Origin of the sequence: Pseudomonas sp. GM24 (genome assembly GCF_000282235.1) — a bacterium.
Taxonomy (GTDB): domain Bacteria; phylum Pseudomonadota; class Gammaproteobacteria; order Pseudomonadales; family Pseudomonadaceae; genus Aquipseudomonas.
Genome location: NZ_AKJR01000186.1, coordinates 1 through 15,634, shown reverse-complemented (window position 1 = coordinate 15,634; position 15,634 = coordinate 1). Strand labels below are relative to the sequence as shown.

At 62.1% G+C, this 15,634-nt stretch carries 18 protein-coding genes; all 18 read left to right on the top strand.

Annotation, left to right across the window (positions count from 1 at the left end; translation table 11 throughout):
- Positions 1–179 precede the first annotated feature (179 nt).
- The 18 genes from PMI23_RS20235 (at position 180) to PMI23_RS20150 (ending at position 15,558) form a co-directional block, all read left to right on the top strand.
- Entirely contained in the window at positions 180–2,102 is a 1,923-nt protein-coding gene (locus tag PMI23_RS20235) for a YncE family protein (protein ID WP_007919360.1), read from the top strand.
- A gap of 14 nt (positions 2,103–2,116) precedes the next feature.
- On the top strand, positions 2,117–2,767 hold the full coding sequence (locus PMI23_RS20230; RefSeq protein WP_007919361.1) for an SCO family protein: 651 nt from the start codon (positions 2,117–2,119) through the stop codon (positions 2,765–2,767).
- A complete protein-coding gene (locus tag PMI23_RS20225; RefSeq protein ID WP_007919362.1) occupies positions 2,764–3,384 on the top strand; it encodes an SCO family protein in 621 nt (206 codons plus the stop codon). Before PMI23_RS20230 ends, PMI23_RS20225 begins: the two co-directional genes overlap by 4 nt.
- A 9-nt stretch (positions 3,385–3,393) precedes the next feature.
- Positions 3,394–4,944: a cytochrome c/ABC transporter substrate-binding protein gene (locus PMI23_RS20220; protein WP_007919375.1), complete on the top strand. Its 1,551-nt coding sequence runs from the start codon at positions 3,394–3,396 to the stop codon at positions 4,942–4,944.
- A gap of 15 nt (positions 4,945–4,959) precedes the next feature.
- Positions 4,960–5,721, top strand: a complete 762-nt coding sequence (locus PMI23_RS20215) for a peptidylprolyl isomerase (protein WP_007919377.1) — start codon at positions 4,960–4,962, stop codon at positions 5,719–5,721.
- A 219-nt stretch (positions 5,722–5,940) separates the two neighbouring features.
- Positions 5,941–6,471, top strand: coding sequence for a response regulator (locus PMI23_RS20210; RefSeq protein WP_007919379.1), 531 nt, complete (start codon positions 5,941–5,943; stop codon positions 6,469–6,471).
- An 81-nt stretch (positions 6,472–6,552) separates the two neighbouring features.
- On the top strand, positions 6,553–8,259 hold the full coding sequence (locus PMI23_RS20205; RefSeq protein ID WP_007919380.1) for a GspE/PulE family protein: 1,707 nt from the start codon (positions 6,553–6,555) through the stop codon (positions 8,257–8,259).
- On the top strand, positions 8,240–9,043 hold the full coding sequence (locus tag PMI23_RS20200; protein ID WP_007919381.1) for a hypothetical protein: 804 nt from the start codon (positions 8,240–8,242) through the stop codon (positions 9,041–9,043). Before PMI23_RS20205 ends, PMI23_RS20200 begins: the two co-directional genes overlap by 20 nt.
- Position 9,044: 1 nt before the next feature.
- The gene (locus PMI23_RS20195; protein ID WP_007919382.1) at positions 9,045–9,590 is read left to right on the top strand and encodes a PilN domain-containing protein; all 546 of its coding nucleotides are present in this window, start codon (positions 9,045–9,047) and stop codon (positions 9,588–9,590) included.
- Positions 9,577–10,125 carry a GspMb/PilO family protein gene (locus tag PMI23_RS20190; RefSeq protein ID WP_007919384.1) on the top strand — a complete coding sequence of 183 codons (549 nt, stop codon included), beginning with the start codon at positions 9,577–9,579 and terminating at the stop codon, positions 10,123–10,125. Before PMI23_RS20195 ends, PMI23_RS20190 begins: the two co-directional genes overlap by 14 nt.
- On the top strand, positions 10,125–10,637 hold the full coding sequence (locus PMI23_RS20185; RefSeq protein ID WP_007919390.1) for a hypothetical protein: 513 nt from the start codon (positions 10,125–10,127) through the stop codon (positions 10,635–10,637). Before PMI23_RS20190 ends, PMI23_RS20185 begins: the two co-directional genes overlap by 1 nt.
- Entirely contained in the window at positions 10,634–12,481 is a 1,848-nt protein-coding gene (locus PMI23_RS20180) for a secretin N-terminal domain-containing protein (RefSeq protein ID WP_007919391.1), read from the top strand. Before PMI23_RS20185 ends, PMI23_RS20180 begins: the two co-directional genes overlap by 4 nt.
- A gap of 2 nt (positions 12,482–12,483) precedes the next feature.
- Positions 12,484–12,957 carry a type II secretion system protein gene (locus PMI23_RS20175; RefSeq protein WP_007919393.1) on the top strand — a complete coding sequence of 158 codons (474 nt, stop codon included), beginning with the start codon at positions 12,484–12,486 and terminating at the stop codon, positions 12,955–12,957.
- A 5-nt stretch (positions 12,958–12,962) separates the two neighbouring features.
- Complete coding sequence (locus PMI23_RS20170) at positions 12,963–13,337, top strand: type II secretion system protein (RefSeq protein ID WP_007919395.1); 375 nt, start codon at positions 12,963–12,965, stop codon at positions 13,335–13,337.
- Positions 13,312–13,851, top strand: coding sequence for a type II secretion system protein (locus PMI23_RS20165; RefSeq protein ID WP_007919397.1), 540 nt, complete (start codon positions 13,312–13,314; stop codon positions 13,849–13,851). Before PMI23_RS20170 ends, PMI23_RS20165 begins: the two co-directional genes overlap by 26 nt.
- Positions 13,848–14,240 (top strand): curli production assembly/transport protein CsgE, encoded by a 393-nt coding sequence (gene csgE / locus PMI23_RS20160; protein ID WP_007919398.1) that lies wholly within the window; start codon positions 13,848–13,850, stop codon positions 14,238–14,240. The genes PMI23_RS20165 and csgE overlap by 4 nt, the downstream gene beginning before the upstream one ends.
- A complete protein-coding gene (locus PMI23_RS20155) occupies positions 14,237–14,668 on the top strand; it encodes a curli assembly protein CsgF (RefSeq protein WP_007919401.1) in 432 nt (143 codons plus the stop codon). Before csgE ends, PMI23_RS20155 begins: the two co-directional genes overlap by 4 nt.
- Positions 14,669–14,697: 29 nt before the next feature.
- Positions 14,698–15,558, top strand: coding sequence for a CsgG/HfaB family protein (locus PMI23_RS20150; protein ID WP_007919403.1), 861 nt, complete (start codon positions 14,698–14,700; stop codon positions 15,556–15,558).
- Positions 15,559–15,634: the final 76 nt, after the last annotated feature.

Genomic DNA, 15,634 nt, shown 5'->3' with positions numbered 1-15,634 from the left:
AAGCCAGCTCCCACAGGGGGCGTGGTAGGCAATGAAGAGGGTGGGATGAATGCAAATCCCATGTAGGAGTGAGTCTGCTCGCGATCGGGACAACTCGGTTTCGGATGGTGAGGCGGATGACGCCATCGCGAGCAGGCTCACTCCTACAGGGATGGGTTTGCAAATGAGGGGAGGGTGGTATGAACAGGATCATCAACATCGTCGGTATTTGCACCCTAGCCATGGCCGGGGCGTTGTTAACGCTGAGTGAGATTGCGCTGGCGCAAACCGCTGGCGAGCAGACGCTGAACCGCGACGGTGTGGCGGTGGACTTCAACCTTAAGCCACTGGCCGCCGACGGCAAGCTGCGCGAAGGCGAATTCGCCGATGTGCAGTTCCGCGTCACCGACAGCGCTTCCGGCCAGCCGTTGTCCGGGGTGGCGCCGGGCGCCTGGGTCGATCCGCAAACCCTCGCCGCCGATCAAGCCCAGGGCCGCGACAAGAGCTGCAAAGCCCGGGTCGGGGTGTTCCTCAAATCCAACATCGGCGCGCGGCCGTTGCTCGACCTCAACAGCTATTTCCTGCTGGTGATGAACCGCGACGCCAGCATCGCCGTGGTCGATCCGTCGGTGTCAGTGGGCGGCATCACCAGCACCCTCGCGCGGATCGAACTCAAGCAACCACCGATGGATTGGGTCACGCCCAAAGACAACAAACGTGTGTTCGTCTCGATGCCAACGGCGGGCGAAGTGGCCGTCATCGACAGCGAGCAATTCAAAGTCCTCGACTCGATCGCCGCCGGCAGCCAACCGGTGCGCGTGGCACTGCAACCGGATGAACGCCTGCTCTGGGTCGGCAACAACGCCAGCAAAGCCGAAGACTCCGGCGTGACGGTGATCGACAGCCAAAGCCTCAAACCTCTCAAACACTTGCAGACCGGGCGCGGCCACCACGAAATCAGCTTCAGCAAGGACAGCCGTTTTGCCTTCGTCAGCAACCGCGACGACGGCACCGTCAGCGTGATCGACATCGCCAGCCTGAACATCGTCCAGCAGATCAAAACCGGCTCGCATCCGCTGTCAGTCGCCTATTCGGCGCTGTCCGGCGCGGTCTACGTCGCCGATGGCAAGGACGGCACCGTCACCGTGATCGACGCCAGCACCCACGCCATCCGCCGGGTGATCAAACTGCAACAAGGCCTCGGCCCGATGGGCTTCAGCGCCGACGGACGCTTCGGTCTTGTGCTCAACACCTTGGAAAACCGCGCCACGGTTATCGACGCCTCCACCAACAGCGCGATCCACGACCTCGACGTCAGCGCCGAACCCTACCAAGTGGTGTTCACCCAGGCCTACGCCTACATCCGCGGACTCGCGTCACCGAAAGTCACCATGATCAACCTGTCCTCCCTCGGCGAAGGCCGCCAGCCGATCAGCCAAGGTTTCGAGGCCGGCCCGCAAGCGCCGCGCCTGGCCGGGGATTTGCCGCTGGCCTCAAGCCTGGCGGTGTCGCGCGATGACAACGCGGTGTTCGTGGTCAATCCGGTCGACAACACCACCTATTTCTACGCCGAAGGCATGAACGCGCCGATGTCCGGTTACCCCAACCGTGGCCAGATCGCCCGCGCCGCCATGGTCATCGACCGCAGCCTGCGCGAAGTCTCGCCGGGCCTCTACAGCGCGCGGGTGAAGCTGCCGGCAGCGGGGCGTTTCGACGTGGCGTTCCTGCTCAACCAACCGAACATCATTCACTGCTTCACTGCGCAGATTGAGCCTGACGGCAAACCGCAAAAACACCTCGGCCAGCCGAAAGTCGAGTTCCTCCTCGACAAGACTGCCGTGGCACTCAACGACCCGTACGTCGTGCGTTTCCGCATCGTGCAAGGCAAAGACAAAAGCCAGCGCAGCGGCGTGAAAGACGTGCAACTGCGCTACTACCTCGCGCCCACTTCGCACCCGCGTGAAGTGGCGGCGCTGGAAGTCGCCGACGGCGTGTACGAGGCGCCAATCACCCTCGACCGCAGCGGCGCCTGGTACCTGCATGTGCGTGCGGCATCGCTGGGCGCCGGTTTCGATGACAAGACCTTTGCCAGTGTTCGGGTCACCCCCGGCCAGGCCCGTTGAAGAGGAGTTTCGACATGAACCGATTTGCATCCAGTGGCCTGCTGACCCTGTGCCTGTTGAGCTTTGGCATTCAACAAGTCCACGCTCATTCGGCCGACGAACACGCCGGGCACAAAGCCCCGGCCAGCAACACCCAAGAGCATGCCCAAGTGAAATTCGCCAATGTGCCGCTGCTCGATCAGAACGGTAAAACCGTGCGCCTCGAACAAGACCTGGTGCAGGGCAAAATCGTCGTTATGAGCTTTATCTACACCAGTTGCACCACGGTGTGCCCGGTGGTTTCGTCGATCATGGGCAAGGTGCAGAAGCAGCTTGGCGCGCGGGTTGGCGACGAAGTGCAACTGGTGTCGATCAGCATCGACCCACAGCGCGACGACCCGAAACGCTTGCAGGATTATGCCCGTACCTTCCAGCGCGGGCCGGGCTGGAGCTGGCTGACCGGCTCGCCACAGTCGATCAATGAAACCCTCAAGGGCCTCGGCAGTTTCAGCGGCGACCTGAAGAGTCATCAACCGCTGATCCTCGTCGGCGACGGCGACAGCCGCCACTGGATGCGCTACTACGGCTTCACTGATCCGGCGCTGCTGGCCAAGGAAGTGGAAAAACTCAGCGGCCTGCGCACCCACGCCAAACACACCGCCATCGCCATGGAGCAACAGCCATGAGACTGCTCGACTGGATCTCCCTGACCGTGTGCTTCTGGATTCTCGGTAACGTCGCGTTCGCTCACGAAGGCCATGTCTCTGAGCCGCCAGCCGCTGTGGCTGCTGCGCCGGCCAAAGGCACCCACGACGCGAAAACCTGGTTCACCGACACGCCGTTGCAGGATCAGAACGGCGAGACGTTGCGCTTCTACAGCGATGCGCTGCAAAACCGCATAGTGCTGCTCAACGTGATCTTCACCAGTTGCAACGATGCCTGCCCGCTGATCACGCAAAAGCTCAAGGAAGTCCGCGAGCTGTTGGGCGACAAGGCGCAGGACATCACCTTTATTTCCCTTACCAGTGACCCGCTGCGCGACACGCCAGCGGTGCTCAAGGCTTACACCTTGAAGCAGGGTTCCGATGACCCTCATTGGCTTTTTCTTACTGGCGACAAAGCGCAGATGGACCTGGTATTGAGCCGCATCGGCCAGATCGTGCCGACGCCCGAGCAGCATTCCACGCAGTTGATCGTCGGCGATGTCGCCAATAAACGCTGGAGCAAGATCCGTCCCGACGCCCCGGCCGCCGCCATTGCCCAGCGCTTGCAGTTGCTGACAATGCCCGTGGCTGGCCGTTGAGTCCGCGCCATGAACCTGAGCCGCGTCCTCGCCCTGATCCTGCTCGCTGGCGTCAGCCTTGGCGCGGGCGCTGCGCCGCTGAGCCCGGAAGAGGCGGCGGGCAAGCGCCTGTACCGCCTGGGTCTGTCGGCCAGTGGCGAGGCGATCATGGCGCGGGTCGGTGCGGCAGATGTGTTGCTGCCGGCAACCAGCCTGCCGTGCGCCAATTGCCATGGCGCCGATGGCCTCGGTCGACCGGAAGGCGGGGTGCGTCCGCCGCCGCTGAACTGGGCGCGACTGACCAGCACGTATGGCCAGCAACAGGTCAATGGGCGCAGCTATCCGGCCTACACCGAGAGCAGTCTGGCGACCGTCATCGAGCAGGGCCGCGACCCCGGCCACAATCGCCTCGACCCGAGCATGCCGCGCTTTCTGTTGTCGATGAAGGATCAGCGCAACCTCACTGCCTATCTCAAACGCCTCGCCGATGAACGCGACCCCGGCCTCGATGCCGAGACTTTGCACCTGGGCACCTTGCTGCCCAGCCAAGGCCCTTTGGCCGAGGAGGGCGCGACAGTGGCAGCGGTACTCAACGGCAGTGTCGCGCGGATCAATCAGGCCGGTGGCATACACGGCCGGCAGTTGCGCTTGACGGTGATCGATCCCGGCCCGGACCGCGCCAGTGCCGAGCAGGCGTTGCAGCGTTTGATCGAGCAGGAGCAGGTGTTCGCCCTGATCGCGCCGCTGGCGCCGGCCCTCGACAGCGAACTGGCAAGTCGACTGGAGCAGTCTGGCGTACCGCTGATTGGCGCCTTGTCGTTGCTCGGATCGATGCAGGCCAGTCCGCAGATTTTCGAACCGTTGCCCGGCCTGCGCGAGCAACTGATCGCGCTGGCCGACTACGCCACGGCAAGTCTGCGTGTGCTGCAAGGACCGACGTTGATTGCCTATCCCGATGATCCTGCACAAACGCTGGCTGCGCAAAACCTCGGCCAGTATTTACAGGATCACGGCTGGCAAAAAGTCCAACTGCAAGCCTACGACCCGACGGCGGATGCGCTACCGCTGGGTTCGCGCTCGGTGTTTTATCTGGGTACTGGCGGCGGTTTCAGTCGTTTGGCGACGCGGCTGCAAAGCGCCGGGCAGGTGCCGTATCTGTTCGCCGCCTCCAGCCAGGTGGCCGGCGATCTGCTGCAAGTCCCCGACGGCTTTACTCGGCGGGTGTTTCTCGCCTATCCGTTCGTGCCCAGCGACTGGACCCAGACCGGGCGCATGGCCCTGACGCTGCTGCGCGAAGGCCAGGGCCTCGGCGCCCAGCATGCGGTGCTGCAAGTCGGCGCCTACGCCTCGATGTTGCTGCTCAGCGAAGGCATGAAACAGGCCGGCCGCGACGCCAGCCGCGAAAAACTGGTGACGGCGCTGGAAGGCCTGCACGACTTCGACACCGGCCTGACCCCGCGCCTGAGTTTCGGCCCCGGACGACGCCTGGGTCTGAGCGGCGCCCATGTGGTCACCGTGGACTTGCCGGATCAGCGCTTTTATCTGGTCGCCCCCTATAAACCGATTGTTGCCAGCCCCTGAATGGAGGGCCCGATCATGAAGCTCACAACGCTGATAATGCTGCTGACCTGCTGGTTGCCGCTGGCGTGGGCCAATAACGAGCCGGCCGTGGCGCGAGTCAACGGCGAGGAGATTTCCGGGTTTCGCTTTGAGCGCTTCTTCGCCGAATACCTGGAAGATCAGGGTCGCGCCGTGGCGAGCATTCGTAATCCCAAAGCCTATAAACAGCTGCGCCAGGCAGCACTGCAAGCGCTGATCGACAAAGAGCTGCTGTGGCAGGAAGCGCAAAAGCGCGGGGTGCAGATCGACGATCAAGTGGTGCTTCAGCAAGTCGAGCAGACCCGCAGTGCCATCGGCGGCACGGATAAATTCGTCCGGCGCTTGCAGGACGCCGGTTTCGACGAAGCGTCCTTCACCGAGTACACCCGCCGGGAAATGGCGGCGCAGCAGATGTTTGCCGAGCTGATCCGCGCCAATACCTTGCAACCCCGCCACCTGCTGATCCGCGTGCCCGCGCAAGCGGATGCAGCCACAGTGGCCGCAGCGCGTCTACGCTTGATGCAGATGCGCGCGCCGATTGCCGAGGCCGCGACGTTTGCCAGCCAACCGGTGCGCTCACCGTTCGGCTGGCATGTGATTTATTTGCCGAACCACCTGGAGGCCGCCGATGTCCCAGATTTGCAGGGGCTGGATACAGTCAGGGCAGAGCTCGCCCGACAGCAACAGACCCAGGCTCGTCGTCAGGTGCTCGCGCAATTACGGGTGCAGAACAGGATCGAACGAATTGACGACGACTGAAGGTTCCCCCCCAATAGTGGGGAATGGCTTCGATGCCCATTCAGGTGCTTCCCCGTTTCTGGGGAACGGGGTACCGGGACGAGCGGGCATTGTCATTAAATTCAAGGACATGAAGAGATAAAATTACCGGCGCTCAGCCTGGCATGAAGTGTGCGTTACCCCTGGTAAGGCGCACTCTCAGGGCGGGGTCATCGGACCTGCTGTTTCAAGGAGTCGACCTTGGTTAACAAAGTACTGGTTGTCGAAGACGAGCAGCTGCTTGCACAGAACCTTCAGGATTATCTGTCGGCGCAGGGGCTGGACGTCCGGATTGCACATGACGGAGCGACGGGTATCGGTTTGGCCGAAACGTTTGCCCCCGACGTGCTGGTGTTCGATTACCGCTTGCCCGATATGGAAGGCTTTGAGGTGCTCGACGCGGTCCGCCAGAACAGGACGTGTAATTTTGTGCTGATAACAGGTCACCCCACCGCTGAAGTCTGTGAGCGGGCGCGGCAACTGCAAGTCAGCCACATCCTGTTCAAACCGTTTCCATTGGCGGAACTGGCCCGAGCTGTCTGCGACCTTCTGGGCATCAAGCGCGAAGCGAAACCCGGTGCGAGCCCTTCCGAGGGCTTCGTCGAACGACGCCAGAGCAGGACCGAGAGCTTCCCGTTGCAGTTGTACGATGGCAGTTGGGTGTTGGCGGATCGGCGACGGCAGTCGCAATCCATGGCGCCGGACGACGATCAAATGCTCACCGGGGAGTAATGGCGCGATCAGACGTTCCGGCACTTGCCGTCAAGGTTTGCCGCGCCGACAGGGCACTGAGCCCCGGTTGGAGAGCAAGCCATGGAACGTCTGTCCGTTGTCGTCGAACCTCTGCTGGCCGAAAGCGCGCCAGAACGCTTTTCCAGTGAACAGCTTGCCCAGGCCCGGGCGCGGGCCGCCACCTCCGGCGAACGCGTGCTTGAAGCCCTTGGCGTACTCTGTGAACTGGCGCCGATGCCGTTCATTCACACCCTCGGCGCCACCCTGCATTACCCGGTGCTCGACACCGACAGCCTGTTTGCGGCGACGCCGGTGTTCGACCGCGTCACCCTCGCACAATGCCTGAAACGTGAATTCATCCTGCTGCGCCACAACGACGAAGTCATCGGCGTGTTTGCCGACCCCTTCGACCCGGCGCGGCTGGCCTGGATCGATGACTGCCTGCACGGAGCGCCGCTGCATCTGGTGCACGCCGATGACCTCAAGGCCTATCTGGCCCGTCACGAAGAAAGCTTCCACGCCGTCGAATCGCTGAACGCCCAGGGCGACACGCACCATGAAATCGACACCCTGCAAAGCCTGTCGCTGACCAGCATCAGCGAAGATGCCAGCAGCGTGGTGAAACTGGTCAACTCGACCCTCTACGACGCGCTGAAAATGCACGCCAGCGACATCCACCTCGGCACCACCGGCCACGGTCTGGTGATCAAGTACCGCATCGACGGTGTGCTCAATAACATCAGCAAAGTCCAGGGCAACGAGTTCGCCGAGCAGGTGATCTCGCGGGTCAAGGTCATGGCTGAACTGGACATCGGCGAAAAACGCGTGCCGCAGGACGGTCGTTTCAAGATCGGCATCAGTGGCCGTCAGATTGACTTCCGTGTGTCGATCATGCCGAGCATTTTTGGCGAAGACGCGGTGCTGCGTGTCCTCGACAAACAGGATCTGGCCGACAAGGTCTGCGGCGTGCAATTGCAGGCGCTGGGCTTTGAAGACGAAACCTTGCGTCAGTTGCGCCGGCTCGCCGCCGAACCCTACGGGATGGTCCTTGTGACCGGCCCGACCGGCAGCGGCAAGACCACCACGCTGTACGCGATGATCACCGAGATCAACCACGGCGTGGACAAGATCATCACCATCGAAGACCCGGTCGAATATCAACTGCCGGGGGTGCTGCAGATCCCGGTCAACGAGAAAAAAGGCCTGACCTTCGCCCGGGGTTTGCGCTCGATCCTGCGCCACGACCCGGACAAGATCATGGTCGGCGAAATCCGTGACCCGGACACCGCGCAGATCGCCGTGCAATCGGCGCTCACTGGCCACCTAGTGTTCACCACCATCCACGCCAACAACGTTTTCGACGTGATCGGCCGCTTCACCCAAATGGAAATCGACCCCTACAGCCTGGTCTCGGCGCTCAATGCGATTCTCGCCCAGCGCCTGATTCGGCTGGTGTGCGCCAGTTGCAGCGCGCCGGTCAATCCAAGCGATGAAGAGCTGCGCGCCTCGGGCCTCGATCCGCAGAAAGTCGATCACTACCACTTCGTCCACGGCAAAGGCTGCGGCCACTGCCGGGGCAGCGGTTATCGCGGGCGCACGGCGATTGCCGAGTTGCTGCACCTCGACGACGAGCTGCGCCAGATGATCGTCGAGCGCCAACCGATCAAACAAATCAAAGCCCTGGCCTGTGCCCGTGGTTTGCGCCTGCTGCGCGAATCGGCGCTGGAGCTGGTGGAACAAGGTCGCACCACGCTGGAGGAGATCAATCGTGTCACTTTTATCGCGTGAGCGTTTTGTCGCCGTGCTCGGCGCCAGCGGTGTTGGCCTCGGTCAGCGGCGCGGCAGCGACACCCTGTGGCTGGGCAGCGTCGGCTACATCGACGAAGGCTTCCAGAGCTATGCGGTGGCGCTGGACACCCTTGATCGCCTGCTCGGTGAACACGCCCGCGCCGGTGCCGAATTGAGCGTGGTCATCTCCGGCCATTTCAGCCGCTTCTGCCTGGTGCCGTGGAGCGCGCAAATCAGCAGTCCTGAAGAGCTGCGCGGCTTTGCCCAACTGTGTTTCGAAGACTTGTTTGGCGCGCCGACTCAGCCGTGGAGTCTGGTGTTGTCTGCTGAGCCTGCCGGTTACGACCGCATCGCCAGCGCCTTGCCGCAGGACTTGCTCGAACGCCTGCGCACGCTGGTCAGCGGTCGTGGTTTGCGTTTGCGCTCGGTGCAACCGTACCTGATGGCGGCGTTCAATCGCTTCGACAAAAGCCTCGATGCCGGCGACTTCCTCTTTGTCGTCGCCGAGCCGCAACGCAGTGTGTTGTTGCTGGCGACGGAAGGGCGCTGGGCTGGCGTGCGTTCGGTGGGCGGCAGCGACAGCGACGCGGCGCTGAATGCCTTGATCGGTCGCGAACGGCAGCTGCAAGCCTCGACCAGCGAACGTGCCTTCAACGTTTATCTGCATGCCCCGGCGCGCCTCGATGCGCATCCGGACGTGACGGGTGTGCAACTGTGCACCCTTGAAGACGACTCGATGACCGTGCGTGACGGCTTGTACGTCATGTCCCGGGCGGTGGCCTGACATGCGCGCCCTTAACCTCGATTTTCAGCCACGGCCACGTTCCGGCCCATTGGGTTGGAGTTTGCTCGGTGGCGGTGTGCTGCTGGCGCTGCTGTGCTTCGGCGTGCAACAGCACCTCGGCGCGCACACCGAACAGCAACAAGGCCACCTGCAAACCACCCAGCGTCAGCTCACCGGAGACAGCGGCGCCAAGTCCACCCTGAGCCCGGCGGAAACCCGTGAGCAAGCGGCAAACCTCGCCGAAATGCGCAAGGTCTCACAGCAACTGCGCCGGCCGTGGGAACGCCTGTTCGCCATGCTCGAAGCGATGCCGCGCGATGACGTCGCGCTGCTGAGCCTGACCCCGGATGCCCGTAAAGGCCAGGTACGCATCAGCGCCGAAGCGCGAGATCTGCAAGCGATGCTCGATTTTCACAAACGTTTGGAAGCCAGCGACGAGCTGTCGGACGTGTCGCTGCTGAGCCACGAAATCGTCGTCAAATCGCCGGAACAACCGGTGCAATTCAACCTGTCGGCGACTTGGGAGATTGGCGATGCGAATCCCTAGACTGATCGTCCACGAATACCTGCAAGGTCTCGGTGTTCCGGGCCTGGCCGGGCTGGCGCTGCTGCTGATCGCCGTGGCTTGGGCACTCGGTGGTTTGCTGCCGGGTTGGCAATCATTGCAGCACCTGAGCCAGCAGACTCAGGAAGCCACCGAGTACTTGGCCAAGGTTGAAGACGGCAGCATCGCGCCACCGGTGGTGCCACAGCGTCAGCTCGACGACTTCCGCAACAAACTGCCGGCGCAGCCGCAAGCCACCGTCGCCATCGATCGCATCTACGCCCTTGCAGCCCAGGAGCACATCACCCTGGCGCGCGGTGAATATGCCCTCGGCGTCGACCCGAAAACCCATCTGGCGCGCTATCAGATTCTCCTGCCAGTGCGCGGCAGCTACCCGCAACTGCGCCGCTTCCTGCACGCCTTGCTCGGCCAATTGCCGGCGGTGGTGGTGGAAGACCTCGAGTTGCAACGCAAAAAGATTGGCGACACCGACCTCAACGGCCGGATCCGTATGACCCTTTACCTGTCGAGGTCGTGATGAATACCAAGCGCGTGACAGGTTGGTTGGCATTCTTCGGCGTAGCGGCCGCGCTGGCGTGGTTGCCGGAATATTTCTCGCCAAGCGAAGACGCCGATTCCAACGAAGTGGCCGTCGCTACGCCGGGGAAAACCCGTGGCGCGCTGCCGGCCAGCACCGCCAAGGCCAAAGACGCCCCGATCAAGGATTTGAGCCCGGCCGGCGACCTGTTCGCCGCCAAGACCTGGAAGGCCGCGCCGACTCTGGCCACGGTCACCGAAATGGCCATCAATCCAGCAACAGTGGTGCAAGCCCCGAGCCTGCCACCGGTGCCGTTTCAGTTCGTCGGCAGGCTGCATGACCGCAGCGACCTGCAAGTGTTTTTGCAGAACGGCGAAAAGATCTACGTCGTGCGCAATGGGGATGTGATCGACGACACCTGGAAGATCACCGGCATTTCCGATCTGGAACTGAGTCTGGTCTACCTGCCTTTGCATTTGTCGCAGACCCTGTCTGTGGGGAGTACGCAATGAACCGTTCCCGTTTGCTGATGAGCCTGGGCCTGTGTGCCGGGCTGGCCGCGTGCAGTTCTGCACAAGTGGCCAACAAGGAAGCCGCCGACCTGATTGAACAGGGTCAGTACGAAGCGGGGCTGGCCCGTGTCGAGGAAGGTCTGCGCGAAAACCCACGGGACACCGAGCTGCACTTGCTGCTCAACAGCGGTCGGGCCAAGGCCATCACCGCGTTGCTGACGACCGGCGACACCGACCGTTCGCGCCGCGATTTCGCCTCGGCGCGGGTGGCCTACAACCGCGCGCTGACCATCGAGCCGAACAACCGCCGCGCTCAGGATGCCCTGAAGCAGATGGACTACCTGCGCAGCATGGACGAGAAACTCGAACTGGCCCGTGGCGACCTGCGTCGCGGTGACATCTACGGCGCTGATCGGCAGGTCAAACAGATCCTCGAACTCGACCCCAACAACGAAGGCGCGCTGGCGCTGCAAGGCAACATTCGTCTGGTGCAGAGCCGCAACGTGATTGCTTATCCGCAACTGCGCACCAAGCTTGATCGGCCGGTGACTCTGGAATTTCGCGACGCCAACCTGAAGACCATTTTCGAAGTGCTGTCGCAGGTCGCCGGACTGAACTTCATCTTCGACAAAGACCTGCGCCCGGACATGAAAGCGACGATCTTCGTGCGTGACGTGCGCATTGAAGACGCCGTGACCCTGCTGCTGCAACAGAACCAGTTGCACCAGAAAGTGGTGAACGAAAACACCTTGCTCATCTACCCGGACTCGCCACAGAAAGTGAAGGATTACCAGGAACTGGTGATGCGCACGTTCTACCTGACCAGCATCGACGCCAACACCGCGCTGAACATGGTCAAAACCATGCTCAAGACCCGCGACGTGTTCGTTGATGAGCGCCTCAACACCCTGACCATGCGCGACACCGAAGACGCCGTGCGCATGGCCGAGAAACTTCTGCAGTCGCAAGATCAGTCCAACCCGGAAGTGGTGCTGGAGGTGGAAGTGATGGAAGTCGCCACCCAGCGCATTCTCGACCTAGGGCTGCAATGGCCGAACACCTTCGGCGTGGTCAACAGCGACGGTTCGGCGGTGACCCTGCTTGATCAACTGAAAGGCATCAACTCCAGCCGGATTTCGATCTCGCCGTCGCCGCAAGCCAAGATCAACGCCCAGGACAATGACATCAACACCCTCGCCAGCCCGGTGATTCGTGTGAGCAACCGTGAGCAGGCGCGGATCCACATCGGTCAGCGCGTGCCGATCATCAGCGCGACTTCGGTGCCGTCGACGCAAGGCCCGGTGATCACTGAGAGCGTCACTTACCTCGACGTCGGTCTGAAGCTCGAAGTGCAGCCGACCGTGCACCTGAACAACGAAGTGGCGATCAAGATTGCTCTCGAAGTGAGTAACGCCACGCCGCTGGAGCCGACCCGGCAGGGCACGATCCCGGTGCAGGTCGACACCCGCAACGCACAAACCTCACTGCGCCTGCACGACGGCGAAACGCAGATCCTCGCCGGCCTGATGCGCAATGATCACGGCGCCACCGGCAACAAGATTCCGGGCCTCGGCGATATCCCAGGGATTGGCCGGCTGTTCGGCAGCAACAAGGACACCGTCGGCAAATCGGAACTGGTGCTGTCGATCACCCCACGGATCGTGCGCAACCTGCCGTACCAGAGCCCGTCGGACATGGAGTTCTCCACTGGTACCGAAACCAGCATGCACATCCAGGCACCGGATCGTTCGCAGAGTTACGTGATGCCGTCGCCTGCCGCGCAGCCGCGTACCGTCGGTGAGTCGGCCGTGGCCACCACCCGTGTCACCGTCGAGAAGCCTTGATCATGAACGCCTGCCAACGCGGTTTCAGCCTGATCGAAGTCGTGGTGACGCTGGCCCTGATCGGCCTGTTGGCGAGCATGGCCGCGCCGCTGACCGAGACTTTGGTGCGGCGTGGCAAGGAGCAGGAATTACGCAACGCGCTGTACCAGATTCGCGATGGCATCGACGCCTATAAACGCGCGTTCGATGCCGGCTACATCGAGAAGTCGCTGAACAGCAGCGGCTACCCGCCGAATCTGCAAGTGCTGGTCGAAGGCGTGCGCGATGTGCGCAGCGCCAAGGGCGCCAAGTTCTACTTTTTACGCCGCATCCCGCGCGATCCGCTGGTGCCGGCCAAACGTGATGACGAAGGGGGTTGGGGCGTGCGCGCCTACAACAGTTCGGCTCAAAACCCGCGCGATGGCGAGGACGTTTTCGACGTCTACTCCCACGCCCGGGGCAAGGGCCTCAACGGCATCGCCTACCGCGAGTGGTGAACCTCATGCGCCGGGAAAAAGGTTTTACCTTGCTGGAGCTGATGGTGGTGATGGCGATCATCGCCACGCTGATGACCATCGCGCTGCCGCGCTACTTCAACAGCCTCGAAGCGTCGAAGGAAACCACCCTGCGCCAGAGCCTGTCGGCGATGCGCGAGGCGCTGGATCACTTTTACGGCGACACCGGGCGGTATCCGGATTCCATCGAGCAACTGATCGAACAACGTTACCTGCGCAACGCGCCACTCGATCCGATCACCGAACGCAAAGACCAGTGGGTGCTGATCGCGCCACCGGACGGTGTGGCGGGTGGCGTGGCTGATATCAAAAGCGGTGCTACCGGGAGGGCGCGTGATGGCAGCCAGTATTCCGAGTGGTAAGCGCGCGCAGCAGGGTGGCTTCACCTACCTGGGCGTGCTGTTCCTGATTGTGGTGATGGGCATGGGGCTGGCCAGTGCCGGCGAACTGTGGTCGACCGCTTCGCGCCGTGACCGTGAACGCCAGTTGCTCTGGGTCGGCACTCAGTACGCACAGGCGTTGCGCAGTTATTACCGCAGTTCGCCAGGGTTGGCGCAGTACCCGAAAGAACTGGCGGATCTGCTTGAAGATCAGCGTTTTCCCGAGGCCAAGCATCACCTGCGTCAGCTCTATCCAGACCCGATCGGTCAGGGTGAATGGGCACTGCAACGTGGTTTCGATGGACGCATCACCGGCCTCAACAGTCCTTCGACCGAGCTGCCTTTGAAGCAATCGGGCTTCCCGACGCAGTGGTCGGATTTCGACGGCATGCAGCGTTATTCGGACTGGCAGTTCGTCGCCGAAAAAGCCTTTCTTGAAGGCACCAATGGCCCGGCCAAAGGCCAATCGAATTTGCCACAGGCGTTGCAGCCATGACTCGCCACTGGTGGTGCGCGCTGATTCTCACCGTGGCGGCGGGCTGCGCTCAGTCCGGTGAAGAAGACGAAATGATGGGCTTCATCGTCGATGACACGATCTCGCACATTGGCCACGACTTTTACTACTCGTTCAGTGAACGCCTGCGCGACACCAGCCCGATGGATTTCAACCTGGTGGTGCGCGAGCGGCCCGACGCGCGCTGGGGCAGCCTGGTGACCGTGGAATATCAGCAACGCCTGGTTTATCGGCGCTTCCTGCCGCCGAACACCGTGGAACTGAAGGACGAGGCCTACGCGGCCGCCGACTGGGTTCGACGCCAGGTTGTCCAGCGCAAGCTGGAGGCTCTGTTGCAGGACACCACCGACCTTGAGAAGGACGAACTATGAACAGCACAACGTTCTCACGGCGCAGCGGATTGTGGATCTCGGGGTTGTTGATCGGGCTCGCCAGCGCTGCCGCTGTCCAGGCCACTGAACTGGTCTACACGCCGGTCAATCCGTCGTTCGGCGGCAATCCGCTGAACGGTACCTGGTTGCTCAACAACGCTCAGGCGCAAAACGATCACGACGATCCGGACATCCAGAGCCGCTCGGCAGTGGCCGGGACGTCGGCGCTGGAGCGCTTCACCAGTCAATTGCAATCGCGGCTGCTAGGGCAGTTGCTGGACAACATCTCCACCGGCAACACGGGGAGCCTGTCCACTGACTCTTTTATCGTCAACGTCATCGACGACTCCGGGGCACTGAGCATTGAAGTGACCGATCGAGCGACCGGTGAGGTTTCGGAAATTCAGGTGAACGGCCTCAACCCATGACGGGCTGACGGTTCCGGGGAGTGACGGACATGAAAAAGATCATCGCGTTAGGGCTGCTGTTGGCGACATTACAAGGGTGCAGTCTGCGTGAGCCGATGTCGGCCGAGCAGGACACCGAAACCCCGACCCTGACTCCAAGGGCCTCGACTTATTACGACTTGCTGAAGATGCCGCGACCCAAGGGCCGGTTGATGGCGGTGGTGTACGGGTTCCGGGATCAGACCGGGCAGTACAAACCGACGCCGGCGAGTTCGTTTTCCACCAGCGTGACCCAGGGCGCGGCGTCGATGTTGATGGACGCGATGCAGGCCAGTGGCTGGTTTGTCGTGCTGGAGCGGGAAGGGCTGCAGAACCTGTTGACCGAGCGCAAGATTATTCGTGCGTCGCAGAAGAAGCCGAATACGCCGGTGAATATTCAGGGTGAGCTGCCACCGTTGCAGGCGGCGAACATGATGCTCGAAGGCGGGATCATCGCCTATGACACCAATGTGCGTAGCGGTGGGGAAGGGGCGCGGTATCTGGGGATTGATTTGCAGCGTGAGTATCGGGTGGATCAGGTGACTGTGAACTTGCGTGCGGTGGATGTGCGCAGTGGGCAGGTGTTGGCGAATGTGATGACCAGCAAGACGATTTATTCGGTGGCGCGCAGTGCGGGGATTTTCAAGTTTATCGAGTTCAAGAAGTTGCTTGAGGCTGAGGTTGGGTATACGACGAATGAGCCGGCGCAGCTTTGTGTGTTGTCGGCGATTGAGGCGGCGGTGGGGCATATGGTGGCGCAGGGGATTGAGCGGCGGTTGTGGCAGGTGGCGGGGGACGCTTCTGTGCCTGGGCAGGATGATGTGTTGAATCGGTATTTGAGCCAGAACAAGGTGGATCCGGAGGCGGAGTGAACGTGGCGGCCTTCGGGCCGACCAGGTTCTGGTTGGGCGGGTGCATATCCGTTGCTGCGGTAACGGCTGCTTAGGG

Excerpts from the sequence above, each read along its gene's own strand:
- PMI23_RS20235 (WP_007919360.1), top strand. The coding sequence starts at position 180 with ATGAACAGGATCATCAACATCGTCGGTATTTGCACCCTAGCCATGGCC.
- PMI23_RS20230 (WP_007919361.1), top strand. The coding sequence starts at position 2,117 with ATGAACCGATTTGCATCCAGTGGCCTGCTGACCCTGTGCCTGTTGAGC.
- PMI23_RS20225 (WP_007919362.1), top strand. The coding sequence starts at position 2,764 with ATGAGACTGCTCGACTGGATCTCCCTGACCGTGTGCTTCTGGATTCTC.
- PMI23_RS20220 (WP_007919375.1), top strand. The coding sequence starts at position 3,394 with ATGAACCTGAGCCGCGTCCTCGCCCTGATCCTGCTCGCTGGCGTCAGC.
- PMI23_RS20215 (WP_007919377.1), top strand. The coding sequence starts at position 4,960 with ATGAAGCTCACAACGCTGATAATGCTGCTGACCTGCTGGTTGCCGCTG.
- PMI23_RS20205 (WP_007919380.1), top strand. The coding sequence starts at position 6,553 with ATGGAACGTCTGTCCGTTGTCGTCGAACCTCTGCTGGCCGAAAGCGCG.
- PMI23_RS20195 (WP_007919382.1), top strand. The coding sequence starts at position 9,045 with ATGCGCGCCCTTAACCTCGATTTTCAGCCACGGCCACGTTCCGGCCCA.
- PMI23_RS20190 (WP_007919384.1), top strand. The coding sequence starts at position 9,577 with ATGCGAATCCCTAGACTGATCGTCCACGAATACCTGCAAGGTCTCGGT.
- PMI23_RS20185 (WP_007919390.1), top strand. The coding sequence starts at position 10,125 with ATGAATACCAAGCGCGTGACAGGTTGGTTGGCATTCTTCGGCGTAGCG.
- PMI23_RS20180 (WP_007919391.1), top strand. The coding sequence starts at position 10,634 with ATGAACCGTTCCCGTTTGCTGATGAGCCTGGGCCTGTGTGCCGGGCTG.
- PMI23_RS20175 (WP_007919393.1), top strand. The coding sequence starts at position 12,484 with ATGAACGCCTGCCAACGCGGTTTCAGCCTGATCGAAGTCGTGGTGACG.
- PMI23_RS20170 (WP_007919395.1), top strand. The coding sequence starts at position 12,963 with ATGCGCCGGGAAAAAGGTTTTACCTTGCTGGAGCTGATGGTGGTGATG.
- PMI23_RS20165 (WP_007919397.1), top strand. The coding sequence starts at position 13,312 with ATGGCAGCCAGTATTCCGAGTGGTAAGCGCGCGCAGCAGGGTGGCTTC.
- csgE (WP_007919398.1), top strand. The coding sequence starts at position 13,848 with ATGACTCGCCACTGGTGGTGCGCGCTGATTCTCACCGTGGCGGCGGGC.
- PMI23_RS20155 (WP_007919401.1), top strand. The coding sequence starts at position 14,237 with ATGAACAGCACAACGTTCTCACGGCGCAGCGGATTGTGGATCTCGGGG.
- PMI23_RS20150 (WP_007919403.1), top strand. The coding sequence starts at position 14,698 with ATGAAAAAGATCATCGCGTTAGGGCTGCTGTTGGCGACATTACAAGGG.